The 23,598-nt window shown below is 66.9% G+C and carries 18 protein-coding genes; 7 read left to right on the forward strand and 11 right to left on the reverse strand.

Annotated features, from left to right (window positions below; translation table 11 throughout):
* The first annotated feature begins 18 nt into the window (after positions 1 to 18).
* Complete coding sequence (bioB, locus tag AKJ09_RS37665; RefSeq protein ID WP_146652679.1) at positions 19 to 1,011, forward strand: biotin synthase BioB; 993 nt, start codon at positions 19 to 21, stop codon at positions 1,009 to 1,011.
* Between the two features lie 401 nt (positions 1,012 to 1,412).
* On the opposite strand, the gene AKJ09_RS37670 is transcribed toward bioB, so the two are convergent.
* The 8 genes from AKJ09_RS37670 to AKJ09_RS37705 all read right to left on the reverse strand — a co-directional run bounded on the left by AKJ09_RS37670 (position 1,413) and on the right by AKJ09_RS37705 (position 10,231).
* Positions 1,413 to 3,062 (reverse strand): glycosyltransferase family 39 protein, encoded by a 1,650-nt coding sequence (locus AKJ09_RS37670; protein WP_169928180.1) that lies wholly within the window; start codon positions 3,060 to 3,062, stop codon positions 1,413 to 1,415.
* Positions 3,059 to 4,315 (reverse strand): lipid-A-disaccharide synthase, encoded by a 1,257-nt coding sequence (locus tag AKJ09_RS37675; RefSeq protein WP_146652681.1) that lies wholly within the window; start codon positions 4,313 to 4,315, stop codon positions 3,059 to 3,061. Before AKJ09_RS37675 ends, AKJ09_RS37670 begins: the two co-directional genes overlap by 4 nt.
* Positions 4,312 to 5,502 carry a ribonuclease D gene (locus tag AKJ09_RS37680; RefSeq protein WP_169928181.1) on the reverse strand — a complete coding sequence of 397 codons (1,191 nt, stop codon included), beginning with the start codon at positions 5,500 to 5,502 and terminating at the stop codon, positions 4,312 to 4,314. Before AKJ09_RS37680 ends, AKJ09_RS37675 begins: the two co-directional genes overlap by 4 nt.
* A 51-nt stretch (positions 5,503 to 5,553) precedes the next feature.
* A complete protein-coding gene (locus AKJ09_RS37685; protein ID WP_146652683.1) occupies positions 5,554 to 6,489 on the reverse strand; it encodes a matrixin family metalloprotease in 936 nt (311 codons plus the stop codon).
* 5 nt (positions 6,490 to 6,494) lie between these two features.
* Complete coding sequence (locus tag AKJ09_RS37690; RefSeq protein ID WP_146652684.1) at positions 6,495 to 7,247, reverse strand: hypothetical protein; 753 nt, start codon at positions 7,245 to 7,247, stop codon at positions 6,495 to 6,497.
* Positions 7,248 to 7,334: 87 nt separating this feature from the next.
* On the reverse strand, positions 7,335 to 8,387 hold the full coding sequence (locus AKJ09_RS37695; RefSeq protein ID WP_146652685.1) for a 3-oxoacyl-ACP synthase III family protein: 1,053 nt from the start codon (positions 8,385 to 8,387) through the stop codon (positions 7,335 to 7,337).
* A 246-nt stretch (positions 8,388 to 8,633) separates the two neighbouring features.
* The gene (locus tag AKJ09_RS37700) at positions 8,634 to 9,551 is read right to left on the reverse strand and encodes an NAD(+)/NADH kinase (protein ID WP_146652686.1); all 918 of its coding nucleotides are present in this window, start codon (positions 9,549 to 9,551) and stop codon (positions 8,634 to 8,636) included.
* 5 nt (positions 9,552 to 9,556) lie between these two features.
* The gene (locus tag AKJ09_RS37705) at positions 9,557 to 10,231 is read right to left on the reverse strand and encodes an NUDIX hydrolase (protein WP_240488726.1); all 675 of its coding nucleotides are present in this window, start codon (positions 10,229 to 10,231) and stop codon (positions 9,557 to 9,559) included.
* Positions 10,232 to 10,444: 213 nt separating this feature from the next.
* Here AKJ09_RS37705 and AKJ09_RS53585 point away from each other — a divergent pair, with 213 nt between their 5' ends.
* The 6 genes from AKJ09_RS53585 to AKJ09_RS37735 all read left to right on the forward strand — a co-directional run bounded on the left by AKJ09_RS53585 (position 10,445) and on the right by AKJ09_RS37735 (position 21,202).
* Positions 10,445 to 12,532, forward strand: coding sequence for a hypothetical protein (locus tag AKJ09_RS53585; RefSeq protein WP_169928182.1), 2,088 nt, complete (start codon positions 10,445 to 10,447; stop codon positions 12,530 to 12,532).
* 135 nt (positions 12,533 to 12,667) lie between these two features.
* Entirely contained in the window at positions 12,668 to 13,708 is a 1,041-nt protein-coding gene (locus AKJ09_RS37715; RefSeq protein WP_146652687.1) for an AAA family ATPase, read from the forward strand.
* Positions 13,695 to 14,630 carry a DUF58 domain-containing protein gene (locus AKJ09_RS37720; RefSeq protein ID WP_240488728.1) on the forward strand — a complete coding sequence of 312 codons (936 nt, stop codon included), beginning with the start codon at positions 13,695 to 13,697 and terminating at the stop codon, positions 14,628 to 14,630. Before AKJ09_RS37715 ends, AKJ09_RS37720 begins: the two co-directional genes overlap by 14 nt.
* The gene (locus AKJ09_RS37725; protein ID WP_146652688.1) at positions 14,627 to 16,573 is read left to right on the forward strand and encodes a vWA domain-containing protein; all 1,947 of its coding nucleotides are present in this window, start codon (positions 14,627 to 14,629) and stop codon (positions 16,571 to 16,573) included. The genes AKJ09_RS37720 and AKJ09_RS37725 overlap by 4 nt, the downstream gene beginning before the upstream one ends.
* Positions 16,570 to 19,602 carry a VWA domain-containing protein gene (locus AKJ09_RS37730; protein ID WP_240488729.1) on the forward strand — a complete coding sequence of 1,011 codons (3,033 nt, stop codon included), beginning with the start codon at positions 16,570 to 16,572 and terminating at the stop codon, positions 19,600 to 19,602. Before AKJ09_RS37725 ends, AKJ09_RS37730 begins: the two co-directional genes overlap by 4 nt.
* 226 nt (positions 19,603 to 19,828) lie before the next feature.
* Positions 19,829 to 21,202: a glutamate--cysteine ligase gene (locus tag AKJ09_RS37735; RefSeq protein WP_240488730.1), complete on the forward strand. Its 1,374-nt coding sequence runs from the start codon at positions 19,829 to 19,831 to the stop codon at positions 21,200 to 21,202.
* A gap of 9 nt (positions 21,203 to 21,211) precedes the next feature.
* Here the strand turns inward: AKJ09_RS37735 and AKJ09_RS37740 are convergent, their stop codons facing one another.
* The 3 genes from AKJ09_RS37740 to fni form a co-directional block, all read right to left on the reverse strand.
* Positions 21,212 to 21,835: a phosphoribosylanthranilate isomerase gene (locus AKJ09_RS37740; RefSeq protein WP_146652689.1), complete on the reverse strand. Its 624-nt coding sequence runs from the start codon at positions 21,833 to 21,835 to the stop codon at positions 21,212 to 21,214.
* A gap of 34 nt (positions 21,836 to 21,869) precedes the next feature.
* Complete coding sequence (locus AKJ09_RS37745) at positions 21,870 to 22,259, reverse strand: response regulator (protein WP_146652690.1); 390 nt, start codon at positions 22,257 to 22,259, stop codon at positions 21,870 to 21,872.
* Positions 22,260 to 22,423: 164 nt separating this feature from the next.
* Positions 22,424 to 23,494, reverse strand: coding sequence for a type 2 isopentenyl-diphosphate Delta-isomerase (fni, locus tag AKJ09_RS37750; protein ID WP_146652691.1), 1,071 nt, complete (start codon positions 23,492 to 23,494; stop codon positions 22,424 to 22,426).
* Between the last annotated feature and the right edge of the window lie 104 nt (positions 23,495 to 23,598).

Genomic DNA, 23,598 nt, shown 5'->3' on the forward strand with positions numbered 1-23,598 from the left:
GCTAGAGTCCGCGGCCTCATGCAGCCCCAGCAGGAAACGTTCACCCGGGAACAGGTCCGCGCTCTCTACGATCGGCCGCTCTTGCCGCTCCTCGATGAGGCGCGCCGCGTGCACCTCCAGCACCACCCCGACAACGAAGTGCAGCTCTGCACGCTGCTCAGCGTGAAGACCGGCGGCTGCGCCGAGGATTGTGGCTACTGCTCGCAGTCGAGCCACCACGAGACCAAGGTCAACGCCGAGAAGATGCTCGACGTCGACGAGGTGCTCGCCAGCGCGCGCCGTGCGAAGGAGATCGGCTCGACGCGATTCTGCATGGGCTGGGCGTGGCGCGAGGTGAAGGACGGTCCGGCGTTCGAGCGCATCCTCACGATGGTCAAGGGCGTGAAGGAGCTCGGCCTCGAGGCTTGCGTGACGGCCGGCATGCTCACCGATACGCAGGCCGCGCGCCTCAAGGAGGCCGGCCTCGACGCGTACAATCACAACCTCGATACGAGCCGCGAGAACTACCGCTCGATCATCAAGACGCGCACGTACGACGATCGCCTCCGCACGATCGACAACGTTCGCAAGGCCGGCATCACCGTGTGCAGCGGCGGCATCATCGGCATCGGCGAGTCGGCGAACGATCGCTGCGAGATGCTCCGCACGCTCGCGAACCTCTCGCCCCAGCCGGAGAGCGTTCCCATCAACGCGCTCGTCGCCATCGAAGGCACGCCGCTCGCGAACATGCCGCCGGTCGACCCGCTCGACCTCGTGCGTATGATCGCCGTCGCGCGCATCCTCATGCCGAAGGCGCGCGTTCGTCTCTCGGCGGGTCGCACCTCGCTCACGCGTGAAGCGCAGATGATGTGCATGTACGCCGGTGCGAACTCGATCTTCTACGGCGACACGCTCCTCACCACGCCAAACCCCGAGGAAGCCGACGACCTCGAGCTCATTCGTGCGGCTGGCCTCAACGCAATGCCTCCGCAGGTCGAAGGCGCGCCCACGACCCATACCGCCGCCGAGTGAGCCGAACCATGGGGCTCCCGCTCGCGTGGCGGGTTGCCTCGATGAGGCTCGGCTGATCGAAGAGGGCCCGCGCTGGATGCGCCGGGCCCTTTTTTCATGGCGTTCGCGCGCCGCCCGGCCCGTGCTCGCGTGGCACAGCCCATGAAGTGATCGCTCGCATGAACCGCACGATTCACATGGATGCGCGCAAATTCGGACTCCTCGGCGCCGGCATCGCAGGCGCCGCGTGTCTCTTCGAGCTGATCCGCTCGCTTGCGTCGCGCGTGACGCCGGGTGGCTGGAGCCCTGGGCTCGCGCGCGTCGCTTCGGTGATCTTCGTGCTGCTCTTCGCCGTGACCGCGCTCGGTCTCGCGCTTCACCGACGCTTCGGTTGGGGCGTCGGAGTCGTCGCGTTCATCGCCTCACTCGGCTACGGCGGGATGGTCGCTGCGGGCGGCGCCGGGCATGGTCACCACCGCTGGGCGGTCATCTACTTCCTCTTCGGCGGCGCCTTGTTCGGCGTCCTCGCGAAGAGCCTTCCGTACTTCCGAGCGGCCGAGCCGCGAGGGCTCGGGTTCGCGCGAGGTTGAGGCTCGATTTTCGTAGAGATAGAGCTCGAACACGCGCGCCGTGCGTCCTCCGCGCAGGATGCGTACGCGGCTTTGGCCGATGCGCACCTGCGCGGGGAGTTGATCGCTGCCGTCGCCGTCGAAGCGGTTGTCGGTGACGAAGAGCACGTGCTCGGCCTTGCGCCACTCGCTGCGCGGAAACCACGTGTCGAAGTCGTCGGGGATCGGCGTGGCGCAGCCGACGCGCAGCCCGGGGAGGCTTGCGTGGAGCTGTGCGCACACGGTCCAGTGCGGACCGACGACGACGACCTCGCGTCCCTCCGGATCGAAGGGCGTGGCGGCCGCGGAGATCTGATCGCGGATGGCGTCGGCGACGGTTGGCCAGCCATAGAGCTCGCTCGAGATGTCGAGCTTCGGATCGAACGACTCGGGCAGCAGGCGTGAGGCCGAGGGGACGAGCACCCACGCGTGCACGGCCAGCGTGAAGAACGCAGCAACGCCTGCGCTCGCGAGGTAGAGGCGCCGCGAGGGATGCCACGAGGCGCGTCGTGCGGCGTGGATCGGAAGGGCGAGAAGCGCGGGCGCCACCCAGTGCGGCTCGGCCACGCGGCTCCAGACCGTGAGTCCGGCGAGCGGAACGATCGGGATGGCGAAGGCGTAGAAACAGAGGCGCGAGAGAGCGTCACGGTTCCGATCGCGGAAGAGATCGCGCGCGACCACGAACGCGAGCCAGGCGACGAGCGGGGAGAGATAGACCAGCTGTCCGCCGACGAGCGCGCCGAGATTGCGCAACGTGAGGCCCGCGTCGTGCTGCGTTTCGACCAACCGATGGTGGAGCATCGGAAAGCCACGCTTGATCTCGTACTGGACGATCGGCGCGAGGATGATGACGCCCGTGGCAAGACCCGCCCAAGGCCACACCGAGCGGGCGGCGGCGCGCTCTTCGAATTTGGATCTCGCCACCGACACGTACGTCGCGGCGAGCGCGACCACGAGCAGTGCTCCAGAGACCTTGGCCGCGCAGCCCACGCCGGCGAGCAGGCCCGCAAAAAGAAGTGCAATGGCGGAGCGCGATTCGTTCGCGGGCGCGCGCAGACCGATGGCGGCGAGAGCCAGGGCGCCGAGCCAGAGCGGAGCCAGGAGGAGATCGGGCGTGAGGGCGAAGAGGCCGATGGCCATCTCGGGCACGAGCGCCACGAGAAGCGCCGACACCATCGCCGGGCGCTTCTCCGCCCCGAATGCGCGCGCTGCCCCGTACATGATCCACGGCACGAGCGTCGCGACGACGGACGTGACGATGTGCACACGGAACGGCGAGGGGATCGTTCCTTCGCCGATGGCGCGTGCGACGATCCCAACGAGCCCGGGGTGATCGAGATAGGCCGGCTGGGGATGGATCGCCCAGGTCGCGTAGAGCGCCTCGCTGTCGCCGAACCCCAGGCGCATCGCCGCGAAGAAGCGGACGAGCAAGAGCAGGACGGAGACGACGACGAGCGGCATCATGCGGGGGCGCTCACCTTGCCTCGAGGAGGGACCTCGATCTCTTGCACCTGATGCGAAGGCGCGAGACCGGTGGCGAGCCATGGCTCGAGCATCTGCGCGACCTGACGCGATGCCTGATTCTTTCCGCCGAGCGCCCGCGTCACCTCAGCGCAGGATTCGACGAAGCGATCGCGCTCGTCGAGCACGAGGGCCAGCGTCTCGGCGATGCGCGTCTTGCTGGCATTTCGCTGCAGGAGCTCGGGAAATGCACGACGACCGAGGAGAATGTTCGGCAGTGCCACGTGGTTCGTGGTCATGAGCGCGCGAGCGCCGAGCTCCGTGACCAGCCCAACGCGGTAGCAGACAATCGGAACGGCGCCTGCGAGCGCACACTCGAGCGATGCCGTTCCGGATGCGCAGAGCGCAGCGTCGAACGCGGGCAGCGCGTAGGCCATGCCGGCGCGCGCGTCGACGTGCACCACCTCGGCCTCGTGGCTCGTGGCCACGGCCACGGCCCACTCGCGGGTCTTGTCGTCGAGGCTCGGCGCGAGGAGCACGCGCGCGTCGACGCTGGCGCGATCGCGCCGCACGACTTCATAGCCCTCGAGCATCGGCTCGAGCAGGCGCCGCACTTCGTGCGGGCGGCTCCCCGGAAGGATGGCGACGGCCCACGCGAATGGCGTCATCCCCAGAAGCTCCCGCGCCGCCACGCGCGGCTCGCTCGGCGGCCTCGCGCTCGGCGAGCCGTTCACGCGTGCGATCGGCGTCGCGAGCTTTTCGCGGCTCTCCTCGAGCGCGGGATGCCCGACGTAGTGCGCATCGACCCCGATTTCGCGCCAGATCGGCTCCTCGAAGGGAAGCATGACCGCCATGCGATCGAGGTAACGGCGGAGGGGAGCGCCACGTCCGCGCCGCCACGCCCAAACCTGGGGAGCGCCGTACCAGAGCACTTTGGTGCCTTGCGACCAGAGCGCTTCCGCGAGGTGCGTGTTGAACTCGGTGTAGTTGACGAGCAGCGCCGCGGCCGGCTTTCGCCAGGCGCAAGCCGCTCGGATGCGGGCGTACGCATAGCCCACGTTGAGGGCACGTGCGGCGACCTCGACGACGCCGAGGGCGGTGGTCTCGCGCAGATCGCAGAGGAGCTCGGCGCCTTCGCTCGCCATCGCGCCGCCGCCCATGCCGAACGCGCGGACCCCCGGGAGGTGGGAGAGAACCGCGGCGGCGGCACGATCGCCCGAGGCTTCCCCCGCGACGACGAGGAGCTCGTTGCTCAAGGGCTGGCCTCGTCGGGGGCGTTCAGCGCGGCGAGAATGGCGGCGCCGTCGCGTTCGACGCGGAAGCGTCCGATGCCGGCAATCGTGTAGAGGTCGTCAACCGACGGCTCGTCGAGATCGGCGATGTCTTGCAGGCAGTGCCCAGGCAACACGACCTGTTCGTCGATGCCTCGCTGCTTCGCTTCGATCTTGCGCCATCGCGTGAGGCGCTGCTCGCGGGCGCGACGCGCTTTGGCGATCGCCGAGGGCAGGCGAGGCCTCTGGAGCATCGCGCGGTCTTCCTCGGGGATGCCTGCGTCGGCGATGCCGGAGGCAACGGCACGGAGGACGTCTCGCGCGATCGAACGCGCACGATGCCCCGCCGTGGCTCCGCGGATGCGCGCGAGGTCGTCCATGGTCTTGGGCCTCCGCTGCGCGATGGCGAAGAGAATGTCCGGACCGAGAACCTTGTACGGCGGAACGTCGAGCTCTTTCGCGCGCGCTTCGCGCAGATCGGCGAGACGCTTGAGGATCGGGAGATCGCCCTGCGCGGCCCGATCGATGCCCTTCAAGCGGATGTACGGAGGCCGAATGTCTTCGGTCTTCGCGGCGTCGATGGCCTGGCTGAGGCGATACCGCGTCTCCTCGTCGATGGCGTCCCCGATGTTGCGCTCGTTCACCTCGGCCCAGAGCTTGTCGGCCAGGCTCTGCAGGTGCTGCACGTCGCCCGACAGGTACGCGAGAGCGTGGGCATCGAGAGGCCGCTTGCCCCAGTCGTGCTGCTGGAGGGCCTTGTCGATCGAGATCCCGAGCTCGCTCGAGAGCAGGCTGGCGAGCCCCGTGGCGGTGCGACCGAGCATGCGCGCGGCGACGGACGTGTCGCGCACGTTGGCGAGGTGGACGCCGTTCTCGGCGAGGATGCGCGCGTCGAACGCGACGTCGTGGACGATCTTCACGGTGCGATCGGAACCGAGCAGATCGGCGAGCGGCGCGAGGGGCGTGGCCATGGCGTCGACGATGACGATCTCGTCGGCGGACGACAGTTGCACGAGGCACGCCGTAGCGCGGTAGGCGAAGAGCCCGTTCGACTCGAGATCGAACGCAACGGTTGGCGCCTGCCCGAGGCGTTTTGCGGCCGCTACGAGCTCAGGCTCGGTCGTGACGAGCGAGACGGGGTGCGTGCTGGGGTCAGTCTTCGATGTGGGCACCGCGTCAGGCATTTCGAGGCCGTTCGTCCTACCACACGCGGCGCACGGGCCCTATTCTCGTGTCCTACGCTTCCGCCACATGAGCATGCCAAGCAGCGCGGCGCTCAAGCCGAGCCATCCGGGCATGGCGCGTCCCGCAGGGGAGGACGCCGCAACGGTGGATGAGCCCGTGCACGACTTTTTCGTGCTCTCGGCGCACTCGTTGGTGAGACCGCGACGCGGGCTCGGATCGCACTGCGTTCCGGCGGTGACCTTTTCGTCGAGGACTTCGCGCTTTCCGTCGGGGCGGTAAACGGTGCAGATGCCCGCCACGTCGTCCGACGTGAGGTTCCGCATGGCGGTGGCCCCGGGGCTGTAGCTCGAGTACATCGTCGCGCGGTTGTCCCCGGAATGGGCGAGGCCGAGGAAGTGCCCGGCTTCGTGCGTGACGATGCTCGCGAAATCGTAGCCGTCGGGCGGTACCGGATCGGTCAGCGTGACGCGCTGATCGAACGTGTTGATCTCCATGTCCGCGTCGTAAATTTCGCCCGTGTCCGGGCTGAACGTGACCGTGGTGAGGGCGAGCGTGTTGCTCGTGCCCTCGTGCGGCCAGTTCGAATCGCGGAAGACGATGACGTTCTGGTTGGGCCCGTTGAGGTTGTAGTTCACGTCGCCGCAATCGACGGGGCCGAGGTCGCGGATGTCGATGCTGACCCGTGAGCGACCGGTGCCGTCCGTTGGGCAACTCGAGCCGCTCCATTTCGCGAAAGCAGCCGAGAGCCCATTCGCGGCGTCTTCGAACGACACCTGCCGGCTCGCGTTGCGCTGGACGTTGTACCCGACGCACGAGTTCCGCCAGAAGAGCGGGTGCCCCTGATCCCAGCACTTCGTCGGCGTAGGCTGGAAATCCGGAGCGACGGCGACCGTCGTCGTTCGACAAAAAGCGCGAGCGTCGGCGGCGAGGCCGAGAAATGCCACCCCCGCGACGATCGCCAGAGCCGCGCGCATGCGGATCACTTGCTGGGCGTGGTGGTCTTGGCGGGGGCGGGATGCAGGCGCTTCCACGCCGTCGTGACTTCGCGCGTGGCGTCGTCGATCGAGCGCTCGTGGAACACTTCACCGGCGAGCCTGAGCGTCGACGGGTCGGCGACGAACGCCTTGGTCGGGTCGGCCACGGGGCCGGTGGTGGCTCCTTGCGCGCCGCCTTGGGTCGGCTTCGGCGGAAGGATGGCGCCGAGCGTGTTCGCACGGACGAGCTTGCGGATCCTCAAGGCCTCGTCGACGACGACCGGGAATTGCCCCTGCGCACGCGCCGAGACGATCCAGTTGTTGGTGTTGTCCGGCTGCTTGCGGAGGAAGACGAAGGAGCTCGACCCCTCGGTGAGCACGGCCTCGCCTTCGACGCGCTGGCCGATCTTGCCGACCACGCCGCCCATCGTGCGGACCCAACCTTCGCCGCCCGAGGCGACGTCACCTGCGACGGCCTGATCGACCTTCACGCGCGTGTACGTGTAGATGCGGCCGTTCTCCCAGACGCTCTTGTGCTCGACGGGCGTGACCACGGCCACGGCATCGGCGTCCTTCACGAGGGCGTCGAAGGTGACGGCGATCGAGACGGAGGCCTGAGCCTCGCGTTCGAAGCTGCCCACGCCCGCAACGGCGGCGATTCCGATCGCGGCGCCAATCACGCGGACAGATACGCCGACGCGTGCCCCGAGAGACCCGACAGACACGAAGAAGCGCAAGAGACCACAAGCGAGCTTCATGGCCCTCGAAATGTAGCACGGCCGAGGCTGATCAGCAGCGCCGGCCGTCTTTTGGCGTCGTTTCGAGCGATTCAGCCCGGCGTCAGCTCACCAGCGAACGAGCGCGCAGCCCCAGTGAATACCCGCGCCGAGGGCGAGCATCATGTTCAGCTGGCCCTTTTTGAGGGTTCCCTTCCGCGTCTCCTCGTCGATGAGGATGGGGAGGGTGCCCGCGCTCGTGTTGCCGAAGCGATCGATGTTCATCGGCATCTTGTCCTCCGGCACGCCGAGCTGCTCGCGCACGTAGTTGTTGATGCGGGCGTTCGCCTGGTGCGCGAGGAAGTAGTCGATCTTGTCGATCGGCGTGCTCGTGTCCTCACAGAGCTTGCGCGCCGTCTGCGGGAGCTTGGTGACAGCGAACTTGAAGAGCTCGCGGCCGTCCATGCGAGGGATGTGAGCCTGCTCGTCGAAGTGGTTCGCCTTCCAGTACGGACGCGTGCGAAAGCCGCCGCCGGGGACGTAGAGCGTCTCGGCGTAGCGACCGTCGGTGTGGACCTTGGCGGCCACGAGACCGGCGTCGCGATCGGTCTGACGGAAGACGAGAGCGCCCGCGCCGTCACCGAAGAGGACGGCGAGCGCACGGTGATCGTTCGCGCGCTTGCGGGCCTCGGGCGAGACTTCGCGATCGCTCTTGCCTTCGACGACGTCCCAGTCGTCCCAAGGCATGAAGCCCGCGTGAGCCTCTGCGCCGACGAAGAGGATCGTCTTCGCGGCGCCGCTCTTGAAGAGACCGTCGACGAGCTGGAGGCCGAAGATCATCGCCGCGCACTGCTGGCGAACGTCGAGCGCGGGGACTCCATCGATGCCGAGCTTCGCGCCGAGAACGGCGCCGGAGCCCGGAAAGACGTAATCGGGCGTCATGCTCGTGAAGATGATGTAGTCGAGGTCCTTGGGGCTGAGCCGCGCCGCTTCGAGAGCGCGCTTGCTAGCCTCGAGTGCGAGATCGCTCGCCGCTTGTCCTTCGCCCGCGAAGTGTCGCTGGCGGATACCGGAACGCTGGTAGATCCAGTCGTCGGACGTGTCCATCACGCGCGTGAGCGCTTCGTTGGTGACGGGAGCGCCAGGCACGTAGTGACCGGTTCCGATGATTTCGAAGCCCATTGCGACGTCGGCAAATAGTGCGAGGTTCGTGCCGCGTCGACTCCTTTCAGCTGGGTTGACGCGACGTGTCGCTCTTCGAAAGCTCGACCGTCATGACTTCGTCAGGGTCGTGTCACAGTTGATGCCAACCGTTATCCCGACAGCGGCATCGGAGATCGTACGTGGGCTCATGCGCAACGTGTGCACCTGCGGTTCACGCAGGGCCCAGGCGAGCGGGCGCGCCTCACGGCGATTTCCCGTCCGTGTTCAGACGCGCTGCTTCGTCGCGATTCCCAACACCGTGAGCCGGTCGGGGCTGCGGCGCATCTCGAGCACGTCGCCGATCGTGATCGCGTGGACGATCCGATGACCGTCGAGGAATACCTTCGCTTCGCGCATCTTGCTGCGGAGGACGAGTGAGCCGTCGGGATCGAGCAGGCCCATCGGCGCGCGCAGTCGTCCGCCCGCGGGCGTGTAGGGCTCGCGCACGACGTATTGGATCCGCTTCGAGGTGAGCGGCAGCACCGAGCCTCCCGCGCTGCGTTGCGCGGCCGTGGACCCGGCAGCCGGACCGATCCACATGCCGCTCGAGCGCTGGTCCTCCTCGAGGACCTTTCCGTTCGCGCGCGTGATCCGCAGGATGTAGCGCGACGTCGCCGCGGGGGACGCATGGCAGAAGAGCGCTTCGTTGAGAACGCGCGCGTGCAGCGTTTTGCCGTTGAGATCGACGCGCATTCGCGCGAGCTCCGTCTTGACGAGCGTGCCGGCGAGCGCACGTTCGAGCATCGCGCGCACGTTGCCCTTCTTCGCACCGCAGAAGAATCCGACCGAGCTTTCGGGAGCGCTGTTGATCCCCAGCAGGGGAATGCCGTCGCCAATCTGGTGCGACGCCGCGAGCAGCGTTCCGTCGCCGCCCACCGTCACCACGAGATCGACTCGCTGAGGGATGCGCCCGCGTGCGCCGCCTCGAAAGACCACGTCGGCGCCAAGCTCGTCGAGCGCTTCGTCGACTTCGCGCATGGTGGCTTCGTGGGCGTCGTGGGATTGCTTGAGGCGCATGACCGTCGGGTCGCGCCTCCGCATCAGGCGAGCGATGACGGGATCGTGCTCTTCGACGACGAACTTGCGATAGGTCGTGCGCTTGACGACGATCGCAACCTTCGGCTTCTGCGATGTTCTGGCCATGCGAATCAGCCGTGGTGGAGGAGATCGGCGAGACGACGAAGAGCGAGCTCCGTCTTCGCATCACGAATCTCGCCGAGACGACACGCTTCGAGTGCGCGTGCGAGGGGCATGCTCACGATGCGCGCATAGCTTTCGAGCACCGAGCCGTCACCTGTGGGCTCTCGCCGTGTTCGAGGATCGACGCGCACGTGGAAGATATGATGCAGCTCGCCCACGAAACCGGGCGCGGGAATGGTGTAACCGCCGAGCGGCTCGAGTTCTTCCGTTCGAACGGCGAAGCCGAGCTCTTCTTCGAGCTCCCGCCGCGCTCCTTCGCGCGGGGGCTCACCGGGCTCGACGAGCCCAGCCGGAAGCTCCCAAAGCACCGCCGAGACGCGTGGCTCGATCGGCCGAAGCGCCAGCGGCGGGCGAATACTGCTGAGGAGCCAGACGTGCTCCACGCCGTCGACCTCGTGGTGTGCCACGATGATCGAAGCGTCGAGCGCCGTGCGATCGAGCACCTCGTACGTGAAGCGCGAGGACGTCTCGCCCTCGTGCTTTGCCACGAGCTCGACCCTCCGCACACGAAGGAAGCCGTCCGCGTTGGCGAGCTCTTCCCGCACGACGGAGAGCTCCACGGCAGGAAGTTCGAGCGCGACGGGCGTCATGAGTGGCGCGGGTGGGGCAGGGGCAGTCGGCACGCGGTCGCATCCTAAATGGTCGTACCCTGGCCAAGGGAATGAAAACGCCATCACCGAGCGTAGTGCTACGATGATGTAAGCGAATTCGTCGTAGCGCCCTCGGCACGTGGTCATCGAACGCGCCGAACGGAACGCGAAGTCCCTTCCAAGGGAACTTTGTGGCGCGTCGAACGTCCGAACGGACTTAGGGAGATAGAGGAGCCAAAAGCCCGGATGGAAACCAGCGAGAACGTCGAGGCGGGAAGCGAACCGATGGGGCCCTCGAAGGGGGAGCCGATCGTGTCGCTGGACGCCATCGAACGGCCCGCGCAGGTCGCAGAACGTCGGATTCGGATCCGGCGTGCGCTTCTGTGGGCAGCCAAAGCCCTGGCCGTGACCCTCGTACCCGTTGCGGTGACGCTGATCCTCTACAAGTTCGGCGTGACGACGGCGCGGCCCGCGCGCATTGCCGCCATCCTTGCGGGGGTCGTCGTCACGCTCGTGTTCGCCATCGGTTTCGTGCGTCGCTTGCCGCGCCGCGCGGGCGCCGTGGCCCTCGATGCCTTCCACGTCCTCTCGGATCGTCTCTCGAGCGCTCTCTCGTTCGGTGAGCTCGCTCCGACCGACCGCACGCCCTTCATGACGGCCGCCATCGACGACGCCCTCGCCCACGTGGGCCGCGTCGATCCGAAGAAGGCCGTGCCGATGAAGGCGCCGCGCGAGTGGCCTTTCATCGCGGTCATGGGCGCCGTCATCACCGTGCTCCTCCTCGTCAAAGGGTGCACCCGCGCGCAGCCCGTCGTCGCCAAGGCGAACACGATCGACGCCGTCGACGTCACGCAAGACGACCTCGACGGCATGCGCGAGTTCTTGCGCGAGGTCGATCAGCGCATGCAGACCGACGAAGCGAAGGCTGCGGTCCAGGAGTTCAACCAGCTCATCGAAGATCTCGCCAACAAGCGCCTCGACCGCACCGAAGCGTTTCGTCGCATGCAGCAGCTCGAAGACAAGCTCCTGCAGGGCCGCGAGGCGGACGCGAAGGCGCTCGAAGAAGCGCTCAAGAAGATGGGCGAGGAGCTCAAGAAGAGCGAGCTGACCAAGCCCGCCGGCGAGGCGCTCGAGAACAAGAACCTCGCCGAGGCCGACAAAGCCCTCAAGGATCTCGCCAAGAAGCTCCGCGAGCAGGGCGCGAGCTTCGACAAATCGCAGCTCGAAAAGATGCGCGAGGCCCTCAAAAAGGCCGGCGAAGATCAGAAGAAGCAAGCCGAGTCGCTCGCCGCGCGCCGCGAGGAGCTCAAGGAGCAGCTCCTCAAGCAGAAGCAGAAAATGGGCGATGCGGGCGCCAGCGAGCAGGAGAAGAGCCTCCTGCAGAAGCGCGAACGCGAGCTCGAACGACTCGATCGCGAGATGGAGCAACAGCAGAAGACGCAGCGCGAGCTCGATCGCCTCGACCGCGAGCTCCAGAAGGCCGCCGAAGACCTGATGAAGGACCTCGGCCTCTCGGCGCAAGACCTCGAGAGCGCCGCCCAGGACATCAACCGCATGGGCAAGGAGGAGATGTCCCAGGACGAGAAGGAGCAGCTACGCCAGAAGCTCCAGGAGCTGCGCGAGATGATGCGCCAGCAATCGCAGGGCGGGCAGGGGCAGATGTCGCGTCTCCGCGTGTTCCAGCAGCGCGCGCACGGCCAGGGCGGCAAGAGCGGCCAGCAGGGCCAGGGCCAAGGCGGTCAGCAGGGCCAAGGTCAAGAAGGACAAGGCCAAGACGGGCAAGAGGGGCAAGAGGGCCAGGGCGGTCAGCAAGCCGGCAATGGCCAAGGTCAGGGTCAGGGCCAGGGCCAGGGCCAAGGCCAGGGCCAGGGCGGCGGCAAGAACGGCGAGATCTGGGTGCTTGGCCCGAACGGCGAGAAGATGCTGATGATCACCAAGGGCCAGGGTCAGGGCCAAGGTGGCGGTCAGAACGGTGGGCAAGGTCAGGGGCAGAACAAGGGCCCCGGCTACGGCTCCGGCCACGACTCGAACGTGCAAGGTGGCGCCACGAACCCGAACGTCGGCACGCAGGACACGCAGGTCGCGGGCAACGACACCGGACAGGGCGGCAGTCGCAGCGAGGTCATCTATGGTGCGGCCGAGCGCGGCTTCGCCAACCGGCGTTACGAGACCGTCTATCGCGAGTACCATACCGTCGCGGAAGAGGCGCTCAACAAGGACGAAATCCCCGGCGGCTACCGCTTCTACGTGCGTCGCTACTTCGATCTCATTCGCCCTCGCGAACAGGGGGGCGGAGCAACCGCACCGGCGCCTTCACCGAACCCCCAACCTTGATCGGGCTCTCTCCAAACTCGCCTCGAAATTCGGCCCGCCTGATCGCGCACTTCACACCAACCTTCTCTCACCTCTCGTCGTCCCCTTGCGGGCCCCGCTCGCGAGTCTCGACGGCAGAGAGCCAGGAGCTTCTCGATGACCGAATCCGTTGACGCCTCCGCCGTTCGTGCCGAAGTCGATCAGTTCCGCGCCTCGATTGCGGCGCTGAAGGGCGAGATCGCCAAGACCATCGTCGGAAACGAAGCGGTCGTGGAAGGCGTGCTCGTGTGCTTGCTCGCCGGCGGCCACGCACTGCTCGAAGGTGTCCCCGGTCTCGGCAAGACGATGCTCGTGCGCACGCTGAGTGAATCGTTGAGCCTGAACTTCTCGCGCATCCAGTTCACGCCCGACCTGATGCCGGCCGACATCCTCGGCACGACGGTCATCGACGACTCGCAGGCCGGCGGCAAGGTCTTCGAATTCCGCAAGGGCCCGGTCTTTTCGAACATCGTCCTCGCCGACGAGATCAACCGCGCCACGCCGAAGACGCAGAGCGCGCTCCTCGAGGCCATGCAGGAGCATCGCGTCTCGGTCGGCAAGCGCACCTACGTGCTCGACGAGCCGTTCGTCGTCCTCGCGACGCAGAACCCGCTCGAGATGGAAGGTACGTATCCACTTCCTGAAGCGCAGCTCGACCGCTTCTTCTTCAAGCTCCACGTTCCGTTTCCGAACCGCGACGAGCTGCACGCCATCCTCGACCTCACCACGGGCGAGGCGCGCGGCCAGCGCCAGGCGGTGCTCCACCGTGAAGAGATCCTCCGCATGCAGGCGCTCGTGCGTCGCGTGCCGGTCGCGCGTCACGTGCAGGACTTCGCGATTCGCGTCATCCAGGCCACCCATCCCGACGGCCCGGACGCGCCGGAGATGGTCAAGCGCTTCGTCCGCTTCGGCGCGAGTCCTCGTGGCGCCCAAGCCACGCTCCTTGCCGCCAAAATTCGTGCGCTCTTCGAGGGCCGTTTCGCGGCCAGCATCGACGACGTGCGGGCGGTCGTTCTCCCGGCGCTCCGCCACCGCGTGCTCCTCAACTTCGAGGGCGAGGCCGAGGGCATGAAGACCGACCAGGTACTCGAGTCGATCCTCAAGACGATCCCCGAGACGAAGGCAGGGAAGGCGGAGGCCCAGGTTGGGCTTTCTTGACGCCGTCCTCGGTCGAAAGGGCGCCGGCGTCACCAAGACGGACAAAGGCGAGCTCTTCGACGACGACTTCCAGCGGAAGCTCGATTACCTCGCGCTCGTGAGCAAGCGCGTCTTCGCCGGACGCATGCGCGCCGAGCGGAGAACGAAGAAGAGCGGCTCGGGCGTCGAGTTCGCGGACCACCGCGACTACCAACCGGGCGACGACTTCCGCTACCTCGACTGGAACGTCTACCAGCGCTTCGATCGCCTGCTCCTCCGCCTCTACGAAGAGGAAGAGGACCTTGCCATCTACTTCATCATCGACGCCTCGAGCTCGATGGGCTTCGGTGACGCGAGGAAGCTTCGCTACGCCAAGCGCGTTTGCGCGGCCCTCGCGTACGTCGGGCTCGCCAACCTCGATCGCGTGAGCATCGTCTCGACCACCGACAAGGTGCTCGACCGCATGCCGGCCACGCGAGGCAAGGCGCGCATCTTCAAGGTGTTCCGCTTCTTGAACGAGCTCGAAGCGGAGGGCCATACCGACCTCGAAGATGCGCTCAAGGCGTTCGTCGCGCAGAACAAACGGCGCGGTCTCGTCGTGCTCGCCAGCGACCTCTACGACCCGAAGGGCTTCGAGCGCGGCATCAACGTGCTTCGCTACAACAAGTTCGATCCGTTCGTCGTGCACGTGGTCGACAAGAAAGACGCAACCCCGAACCTCGCAGGTGACGTGCTGCTCTACGACTGCGAGACGGGCGACGAGCGCGAGGTCACGGTCACGGCCAAGGTGCTCGAGCGGTTCGAGAACGCGTACGGCGAATACCTCTCCGAAATTGATCGCTTCTGTGCGACCAAGCAGGTGCCGTACATCCAGGCCGACGTCGACGTGCCCTTCGACGAGCTCATTTTGCGTGTCTTCCGGCGCGGGGGATTCTTGCGATGATTTTCGCAGGGCTCTCCCTCGCGCAGGTTCTCGGGATCCTCGGCGGCGCCGCGGCATTCGCGACCGCGCTCTACATCCTCAAGCTGAGGCGACGCACCGTCGCCGTCCCGTTCTCCAAGTTGTGGGAGCGCATCCTGCGCGACAAGGAGGCCACGAGCCTCTTCTCGCGTCTGAAGCGACTTCTCTCGCTCCTCGTGCAGCTCGCGCTCATCGCGCTGCTTGCGTTCGCGCTCGGTGATCCGCGCGCGGCGGCCACGCTCATCAAGGGGCGTAACCTCGTGGTCCTCGTCGATGCGAGCGCATCGATGCAGGCGACCGACGTGGGGCCGAACCGCCTCGGCGCGGCCAAAGAGGAAGTGAAGAAGATCATCCGCGGTCTCGGCGGCGCCGACCGCATGCTCGTGGCTCAGATGGACGCGGCGGTCACGCCGCTCGGACCGATGAGCGGCGACACGACCGAGCTCGAACGCGCGCTCGACAGCATCAAGGCCACCGACGCTCGCGCCGACTTCCCGCGTGCGCTTCGCTTTGCGAACGACTCCGTGCGAGGCCTGGAAAATGCGGAGATCGTGGTCGTCTCCGACGGGCGCCTGGGAGACGCGGTCGATGCGTCGGGCAAGGTTCGCGTCGCCGACGACGTGAAGCTCACGTACCTGCCGATCGGTGCCAGAGCGCGCAACGTGGGCATCACGCAGTTCTCGGTCCGTCGTTACCCGCTCGACAAGAGCCGCTACGAAGTGATGCTCGAGGTCACCAACACCGGACCCGAGCAGGAGGACATCGAGCTCTCCCTCTTCGGCGACAATACGCTCGTCGACCTCACCAAGCTCCGGCTCAAGCCCAGTGAGCGTTTGCCGCGTTTCTACCCGAATCTCTCGGGCGCGAGCCGCACGCTCGAGGCCAAGATCCAGCCGCTCGCCGGCAGCCAAGACGACTTGCCCGCCGACGATCACGCGTACGCGCTCCTGCCCGAGCGACGTCGGGCGAAGGTCCTCGTCGTGTCGCCCGGCAACACCTATCTCGAGGCGGCGCTCCTCCTCGACGAGTACCTCGACGTCGAGGTCGTCTCGCCCAAGGACTACGTCGAGAAGATCGCCCCCACCAACCCCAAGGCCGACGTCGTCATCTTCGACGGCGCCACACCGCTCACCGCTCCGCGGGCGAATGCGATCTACATCGATCCGCGAGGCCCTGGCTCACCCGTCAAGGTCGAGGCCGAGCTCAAATCGCCGTACTTCGCGAAGATCGAGCGCAAGCACCCCATCGTGCGCTGGACTGCGCTCGACGACGTGAACATCGCGCGCGGCCACAAGCTCGTGCCGGAGCCGCTCGACAAGGTGGTCGGGGCGAGCGAAGAGGGGCCGATCCTGATCGCCGGCCAGCGCGGCGGCTTCAAATTCGTGGCCATGGGCTTCGACGTGCGCGAGAGCGATCTGCCGCTGCGCGTGGCGTGGCCGCTGCTCCTCCTGAACAGCATCAACTACTTCACCGACGAGGACGCGCAGTACATCTCCAGCTTCCGCACGGGTGACGTCTGGCGCGTGCCTGTCGTGTCACCGAGCGGTCAAGCCCGCCTCAAGGCACCGGGTGGGGGAGAGCTCTTCGTGCCCGTTCACGAAGGGCGTGCCGTCTACCTCGGCGAGCACGCAGGCTTCTACGAGCTCGCGGGCGCCGAAGGCGTCGGAGACGAGCCCGTGGCCGACCCGAAGAATGGAGCCGACAGCGGTGCGCGCACGGTGACGTCGTTCGCCGCCAACCTCCTCGATGCCGACGAGAGCGCGATCGAGCCCGCCAAGGAGCTCGTGGTCGACGGCAAGAAGGCCGGCGAGCTCTCCGGCTTTCAGATCGGCGTTCGCCGCGAAATCTGGATCTACCTGCTGCTCGCCGCCATCCTCCTCACGGCGGTCGAGTGGTTCACCTACCACCGGAGGATCACGGTATGAGCGCCCCCACGCGACGCTCCCGTCTCGTGCTCGCCGGCGTTCTCGCCGTGCTGGCCGTCGCGACGTGGTTCCTGAGCCATCGCTTCATGCCCTGGCTGACGCCCGAGCTTTTCGGGACGGCCCTCGTGGCGGCAGGCTGCGCCTTCGTCGTTGCACGCGCGATCGTCGAGATCGTGTCGACCGTTCGCGACGGGCGCACGATCGAAACGAGCAAGCTCGCGTTCGGTGTCGTGGGCGGCCTCGTCGGTTTCGCCTCCGTCTGGTTGTACTGGCGCGGCGTCCTGCATCCCGCTGCGACCACGCTCGCGTGGACGCGCGACGGCGTCGAATACGAGCTGCTGTCGCCGAAGATGCTCGGCCTGGCGCTGCTCGCGCCGTTCTTCTTGTGGATGATCGGTCGCTCCCTCGCCGATCTGCCGCTGCCGCAACGCATTCTCTCGGCCGTGCTCCGCATGGCGTTCGTCGCCCTGCTCGCGCTCGGTCTCTCTCGCTTGGCGCGCACGGCGACCACGCAGAAGATCTGCACGGTCTACCTCGTCGACGTCTCCGAGTCCGTTCCCGACGCCGCCATCGAAGACGCCCGGGCCGAGATCACGAAGGGCCTCAAGGAAAAGCCTTCGGACGCGCTCGTCAGGGTCATCACGTTCGCCAAGCGCCCGCGCCTCGTGAACATCGAGGCCGACGCGAAGGAAGCACCGGTTCTCGAACGGCACGACGTCGTTGCGGACGATCCGAAGGGTGGAAAGCGCACCGGCCTCGGCGCCGCGACCGACCTCGCGAGCGCGATGCAGCTCGCCTACGGCCAGTACCCCGCGGGCTACCTGCGCCGCGCCGTCATCCTCTCGGACGGCGTCCAGACCGATGGAGACATCCTCGCCGAGGCGAACCGCGCCAAGGAGTTCGGGGTCAAGATCTTCTCGATTCCGTACCACCGCCCGGTGCCCGGCGAGGTCGCGCTCCGCGACTTGCGCGTGCCCGAAAAGGTCCGCGTCGGCGAGCCGTTCAACCTCCACGCGAACATCTTCTCGAGCCGTCCTCAGAAGGTGAAGGCGACCCTCAAGCAGGGCGAGGCCATCAACGGTCTCGACGGCGTCCGCACCATCGATCTCAAGCCGGGCGACAACGACGTCACCTTCAAGAGCGTCGTGCGCGTCGCGGGAGAAGTGACGTACGGCCTCGATTTGTCCGAAATTCCCGAGGATCGCTTCAAGGAGAACAACCGCTTCGCCGTGTCGGTTGCCGTCCCTGGCCGGCCGACGGTGCTCTACGTCGAAGGCAACACGCAGCGCGCGAGCTACCTCTCGTCGGCGCTGAGTGCGCAGGAGTTCGACGTCGAAGTGCGCTCCCCGCGTGAGCTCCCCGGATCGATCCGCGAGCTCGAACGCTACGACTTCGTCATTCTCTCGGATACGCCCGCCGACGCCGTCTCGCTCACGCAGCAAGACGCCGTCGAGAGCTACGTGCGCGATCTCGGCGGCGGCTTCCTCTTCGCCGGAGGCGAGGCGGGCTACGGCCTCGGCGGCTGGTACCACACCACCGTCGAACGGATCCTGCCTGTACGCATGGACGCGGAGAAGCGTCGTGACGAGCCGGCGGTCGCCATGTGCCTCGTCATCGACCGCTCCGGCTCGATGAGCGGCATGCCGATGGAGATGGCCAAGGCCGCTGCCAAGGCCACCGCCGACACGCTCGCGTCGGACGATCTGCTCGAGGTCATCGCCTTCGACTCGGCGCCTACGCGCGTCGTTCGCATGACGCCCGCCAAACATCGCGCGCGCATCCAGAACGACATCGCGCGCATCCAGGCGGGCGGCGGGACGGAGATCTTCGCCGCGCTCGACGCGGCCTACCAATCGCTCACCGTCACGCGCGCACGCCGCAAGCACGTCATCCTCCTGACCGACGGTCAGGCCCCGCATCAGGGCATTCGCGACCTCGTCCAGTCCATGGCCGCCGAGGGCATCACCGTCACGTCGGTCGGCCTCGGCAGCGGTATCGACGAGACGCTGCTCACGATGATCAAGGACCTCGGCGGCGGCCGCCTCTACAAGGTCGCCGATCCGCAGCAGCTCCCTCGCGTCTTCACGCGTGAGACCGAGATGGTGAGCCGCAATTCGGCCGTCGAGGAGTACTTCCAGCCCAAGGTCGCCACCGCCGCGGACTTCTTGCGCGGTGTAGACATCGGCTCCGCGCCGTTTCTGCACGGCTACGTCGCGACGAAGATGAAGCCCCCGCCGGCGCAGGAGATCCTGACCAGCGAAGTCGGCGAGCCGATCCTCGCGCGCTGGCACGTGGGCCTCGGGTGGTCGCTTGCGTGGACGAGCGACGTGAAGAACCTTTGGGCCGTCGAATGGCTGCGGTGGCCGGGCTATGGCCAGTTCTGGGGGCAGCTCGTGCGCGAGCACATGCGCCAGAAGAAGCGCCAGCAGTACGACATGCGCGCGGAGATCGACACGGCCACGGGCCACGTGAAGACCTCCATCGACGCCATCGGCGGAGACGACCGTTTCCAGAACGGGCTCGATGCCAAGCTCACCGTCAGCGGCCCGCACACGTCCGGGATGGGCGCTGGGGCCAATGGCGAGACGCGTCAGGTAGCGATGAAGCAGACTGCGCCGGGGCGCTACGAAGCGGATTTCCCGCTCGAGCGGTTTGGTTCGTTCCTGCTGCACGCGAGCCTCGAGAAGGGCGTCGACGACGGCAAGGGCGGCCAGAAGAGCGTGCAGGTCGCCGAGAGCTTCGGCCACGTCACGAACCCCTATCCGCGCGAATACCTCGCTCTGGCGCCTGACCTCGTGACACTTTCGCGTGCCGCGCTGGTGACAGGCGGGCGAATGGACCCCGACGCGAAGACGGTATTCGACCCGGCGGGCGAGACCATCCGCTACCACCAGGATCTCTGGTCTCGCTTCATTGGCGCTGCGCTCGCCGTGTACCTGCTCGATCTGCTCGTGCGCCGCGTCCGGATTTTCGATCGAAAGAAGACCGCGAAGCCCTCGAACAAGGTCCCCGGCGCTGCCCGCGCGTGACGTACGCCCCAGCCGTGTCGGGAGACGGGAGGCCTCGCGCCTCCGGAGCGATGAGAAGCCTCGCGCCTCCGGAGCGATGAGAGGCCTCGCGCCTCCGGAGCGATGAGAAGCCACGCCCCGTCGTTTTCCGCGCGGTGAATCGGGGAACCCGAGCTATAAGTTTTGACCCCTCGCGACGCGCAACGTTTGCGCGTTTTCCTGCATCACACTCTGGATGGCGAATGCCGTGACAGCCGAAAGCCTCAACGACAAAACGATCGCCTCCTACGACGACCTCCTATCCATCTTCCACGCGGCCATCAAGCCCGCGACGGAGTTCCGCGTGGGGGCGGAGATGGAGAAATTCGGTGTTTATGCGGACGGGAATCCCGTTCCGTATGACGGCGAGCGCGGGGTGCAGGCGCTGATGGAGGAGCTCGCGTCCACCAAAGGGTGGGCGAAAGACGCCGAGAGCGAAGGCGGCCCGCTCATTGCGCTGCTTCGCGACGGCGCGAGCATCACGCTCGAGCCGGGCAGTCAGTTCGAGCTCTCGGGCGCTCCGCTCGAGAACTGCCACCAGATTTGCGCGGAATTCCGCGAGCATCTCGCGGAGCTCGTGCCGTTCTCGCAGCGCGCGGGCGTGCGCTGGCTCGGGCTCGGGTTCCACCCGTTCGCGCGTCGTGACCAGTACACGATGGTTCCGAAGCAGCGCTACGGCGTCATGCGCGAATACCTGCCGACGCGCGGAAGCCTCGCGCTCGACATGATGTTGCGCACTGCAACGGTGCAGGCGAATTACGACTACTCTTCTGAAGACGACGCGATGACGAAGATGCGCGTCGCGCTTCGGCTCGCTCCGCTTACGACCGCGCTGCTGGCGAACTCGCCGTTCTACGAGGGCAAGCCCTTCGGCGGAAAGAGCTACCGCGCCAAGGTTTGGCTCGATACCGATCCCGACCGCTCGGGCCTCGTGCCCACGCTCTGGAAGAAGGGCGCCAAGTTCGTCGACTACGTGGAATGGGCGCTCGACGTCCCCATGTTCATGTTCAAGCGCGACGGCCAGAAGGTCTCCAACACCGGCCAGACCTTCCGCAGCTTCTGGAAGAGCGGCTACCAGGGCCACAAGGCGCTCCTCTCCGATTGGCAGACGCACCTCAACACGCTCTTCCCCGAGGTTCGCCTCAAGAAGACGATCGAGGTGCGCGGTGCGGACTCGCAGGGCTCGAAGCTCGCGTGTGCGCTCCCGGCGCTCTTTACGGGCATCTTCTACGACGAGAAGGCGCTCGCCGAGGCCGACGCGCTCACCCACGATTGGACGCTCGACGAGATCACTGCCTCTCGCAAAGAGATCTGGCAGAAGGGGCTCGGAGCGCGCTTCCGCGTCGGTACGCTCGTGCCGCTCGCCGAGAAGATCATCGAGATCGCCGAAGGCGGCCTCGAGCGCCGCGCGATTCTCTCGCCTAACGGCAAAGACGAGCGCATCCACCTCGCGCGCCTGAAGGAGCTCGTTTCGAAGGGGCAGACCCCGGCGGACGTGCTGCTCGAGGGCATCGAGAACGTGCGCGATCTCACGGCGACGATCATCGCCCGCACCGACCTCGCGAGCGACGCGCAAGCCTGAGCGGTAGGCTCAGCTTCGAGCGGCGTCGATGAAGGCGCGAACCGCGGCGAGATCTTTCACGCCGGGTTCGCTCTCGACGCCGCTCGCCACGTCCACGCAAAATGGCTGAAGCGCGGCCACGGCCGCTGCCACGTTGTCGGGACGGAGACCGCCGGCGAGCGTGAGCTTTCGCTCGTTCGCGAGGTCGCGGACGAGATCCCAATCGAACGCAACGCCGCTGCCGCCGAGCATTCCGTCGACCTTGGCGTCGACGAGGAGGTGCGCACCGGGATAGGAGCGGGCGAGGGCGACGTCGTCTTCGGAGCCGATGCGAACGGCTTTGTAGGCGCGCGGGAGGAGCGGCTCGAGGAGCGACGGAGGCTCGGCGCCATGGAGCTGGAGGCAGTCGAGCTCCGCCTCGGTCATCAAGGCGCGCATCTCCGCGAGCGAGAGATCCGCGACGACGCCGACGATCTCGGTGCGTGCGCCGGTTGCCCGCACGGCTCGCGCGATCTCCCGCGCGAGATCGGGGGCGATTCTCCGAACGCTACCGGGCACGAAGTTCAAACCGATGGCGCTTGCACCGAGCTCGGCGCACGCCGCGGCCTCGGTGGCCGTGCGCAGGCCGCAGATTTTCACGTGAACGCCCGGCATGCGTTCCTTCTTAGTCCAGGTTCGGCGGGCCGCGTTAGTCGCGGATGCCGAGGAGCTCTTTCACCTTCGCAAGCACGATCGGCGCCTGGATCGGCTTCGTGATGTAGGCATTCGCCCCGAGCGAAAGGGCGCGCTGGCGATCTTCCTCTGCGCTCTCGGTCGTGATGACCACGACCGGAACCGTCTTGTGCACGGCGTCCGTGCGGACGCGTCGCACGAGCTTGAGGCCGTCCATCACGGGCATGTTGATGTCCGTGAGGATGATGTCGAAGCGGCCGGTGACGAGCTTGCGGAGGGCGTCGACGCCGTTCTCCGCCTCGGTGACGTGGAGCTCCTTCACGCGCGAGAGCGCGAAGACGAGAAGCTGCCTCATCATGGGCGAATCCTCGACGACGAGAGCGTGGAAGGACCGAGGGGAATCCATGGAGGCGTGCGTTTCTCTCACCCGAGGACGCGTGGCGACACGGTGGAGTTACGGAAACTACACCTGTTTTTCCAAAGGCGCGAACATTCAAACGCAGTACGGCAGAGCCTGCCACTCGGTCAGGGGCCTGGAAGGGCCAGGCAGAAGGCCCGGCAGCCCGCCAATTACGCCTGATCGAGCCAGGTACGAAGCTCGCTTCCGAGCACCCGCGGCGCTTTCCGCAGCGCGGCGACGTTGGCGCTCCCGCTGAGGAGCATCGCGGCACGAAGCTCGCGCTCGACGGCATCGAAGAAGGCGAGGGCCCCGTCGCGACCGCCGGCCGTCAGGGCCTTGAGGGCAGGGCGGGCGATCCCGGCCGCGCTTGCGCCGAGGGCGATCGCGCGGGCGACGTCGAGTCCGGTCATGATGCCGCCGGTCGCCACGATCGTCTCGAAGCCGAGCGGCGCGAGCATGCCGACGCTGACGGCCGTAGGAATGCCCCAGTCCCAAAGCGCTTCGCCGAGCGCGCGTGCCGGCGCGTCGTGCGCGGCCTCGGCGCGTTTGGTCTCGACCGCGACCCACGAAGTGCCACCGGCGCCGGACGTATCGACATGCGTGACGCCGACGCTCCGCAGCCGCGTTCCGACGCTCCCAGAGATCCCGCAGCCCGTCTCCTTTACGACCACGGGCACCCGCAGATCGCGGACCAGGCGCGCGATGGTGTCGAGGCCGCCGGTGAAGTCACGGTCGCCGCCGGGCTGAACGAGCTCCATCGCCGGATTGAGGTGGATGCACAGGGCATCGGCGGCGATCTTCCCGAGGAGATCGTCGACCTCGTTCGTGCTCATCGCACGCGCCTGGACGACACCGAGATTGCCGAGAACGAGCGTCGTCGGAGCGACCTCGCGGACCTCGTAGGTTCCGGCCGTCTCGGTTCGGACGTGCATGGCGCGCTGGCTGCCGAGGCCGAAGCCATAGCCGCGCTCTTCGGCGATACGGGCGAGCTCGCGATTCACGCGCGCCGCCTCCTCCGTCCCGCCGGTCATCGCCGCGATGACGATGGGGGCGCGCAATCGCTTTCCGAGAATCACGACCGACGTGTCGAGTGCATCCGCGTGCAGGTCGGGGAGTGCGTCGTGGACGAAGCGCACCTGCTCGAGGAGGGTCGTCTTGTTCCGGAACGCGACCTCGTCGGTCGCGCAAAGCGCGAGGTGGTCTGCCTTGCGCTGACCAATGGTGCTCCGAGTCTCGCTCATCTTTCACCTCTCGCGTTTGTCTCTCGGAACTTCAAGATACTTCAAAGAAAAGTGAAAGCTGCTGATTTCTAAGGAAATAATAAACGTCCCGACCGTTGACGCAC

The sequence above is a fragment of the Labilithrix luteola genome (assembly GCF_001263205.1).
GTDB lineage: Bacteria > Myxococcota_A > Polyangia > Polyangiales > Polyangiaceae > Labilithrix > Labilithrix luteola.

Bases quoted from the DNA above. Each gene is read 5' to 3' on its own strand.
- bioB (WP_146652679.1), top strand. From the start codon at position 19: ATGCAGCCCCAGCAGGAAACGTTCACCCGGGAACAGGTCCGCGCTCTC.
- AKJ09_RS37670 (WP_169928180.1), bottom strand. From the start codon at position 3,062: ATGATGCCGCTCGTCGTCGTCTCCGTCCTGCTCTTGCTCGTCCGCTTC.
- AKJ09_RS37685 (WP_146652683.1), bottom strand. From the start codon at position 6,489: ATGCGCGCGGCTCTGGCGATCGTCGCGGGGGTGGCATTTCTCGGCCTC.
- AKJ09_RS37690 (WP_146652684.1), bottom strand. From the start codon at position 7,247: ATGAAGCTCGCTTGTGGTCTCTTGCGCTTCTTCGTGTCTGTCGGGTCT.
- AKJ09_RS37695 (WP_146652685.1), bottom strand. From the start codon at position 8,387: ATGGGCTTCGAAATCATCGGAACCGGTCACTACGTGCCTGGCGCTCCC.
- AKJ09_RS37700 (WP_146652686.1), bottom strand. From the start codon at position 9,551: ATGGCCAGAACATCGCAGAAGCCGAAGGTTGCGATCGTCGTCAAGCGC.
- AKJ09_RS53585 (WP_169928182.1), top strand. From the start codon at position 10,445: ATGGAAACCAGCGAGAACGTCGAGGCGGGAAGCGAACCGATGGGGCCC.
- AKJ09_RS37715 (WP_146652687.1), top strand. From the start codon at position 12,668: ATGACCGAATCCGTTGACGCCTCCGCCGTTCGTGCCGAAGTCGATCAG.
- AKJ09_RS37725 (WP_146652688.1), top strand. From the start codon at position 14,627: ATGATTTTCGCAGGGCTCTCCCTCGCGCAGGTTCTCGGGATCCTCGGC.
- AKJ09_RS37730 (WP_240488729.1), top strand. From the start codon at position 16,570: ATGAGCGCCCCCACGCGACGCTCCCGTCTCGTGCTCGCCGGCGTTCTC.
- AKJ09_RS37740 (WP_146652689.1), bottom strand. From the start codon at position 21,835: ATGCCGGGCGTTCACGTGAAAATCTGCGGCCTGCGCACGGCCACCGAG.
- AKJ09_RS37745 (WP_146652690.1), bottom strand. From the start codon at position 22,259: ATGGATTCCCCTCGGTCCTTCCACGCTCTCGTCGTCGAGGATTCGCCC.
- fni (WP_146652691.1), bottom strand. From the start codon at position 23,494: ATGAGCGAGACTCGGAGCACCATTGGTCAGCGCAAGGCAGACCACCTC.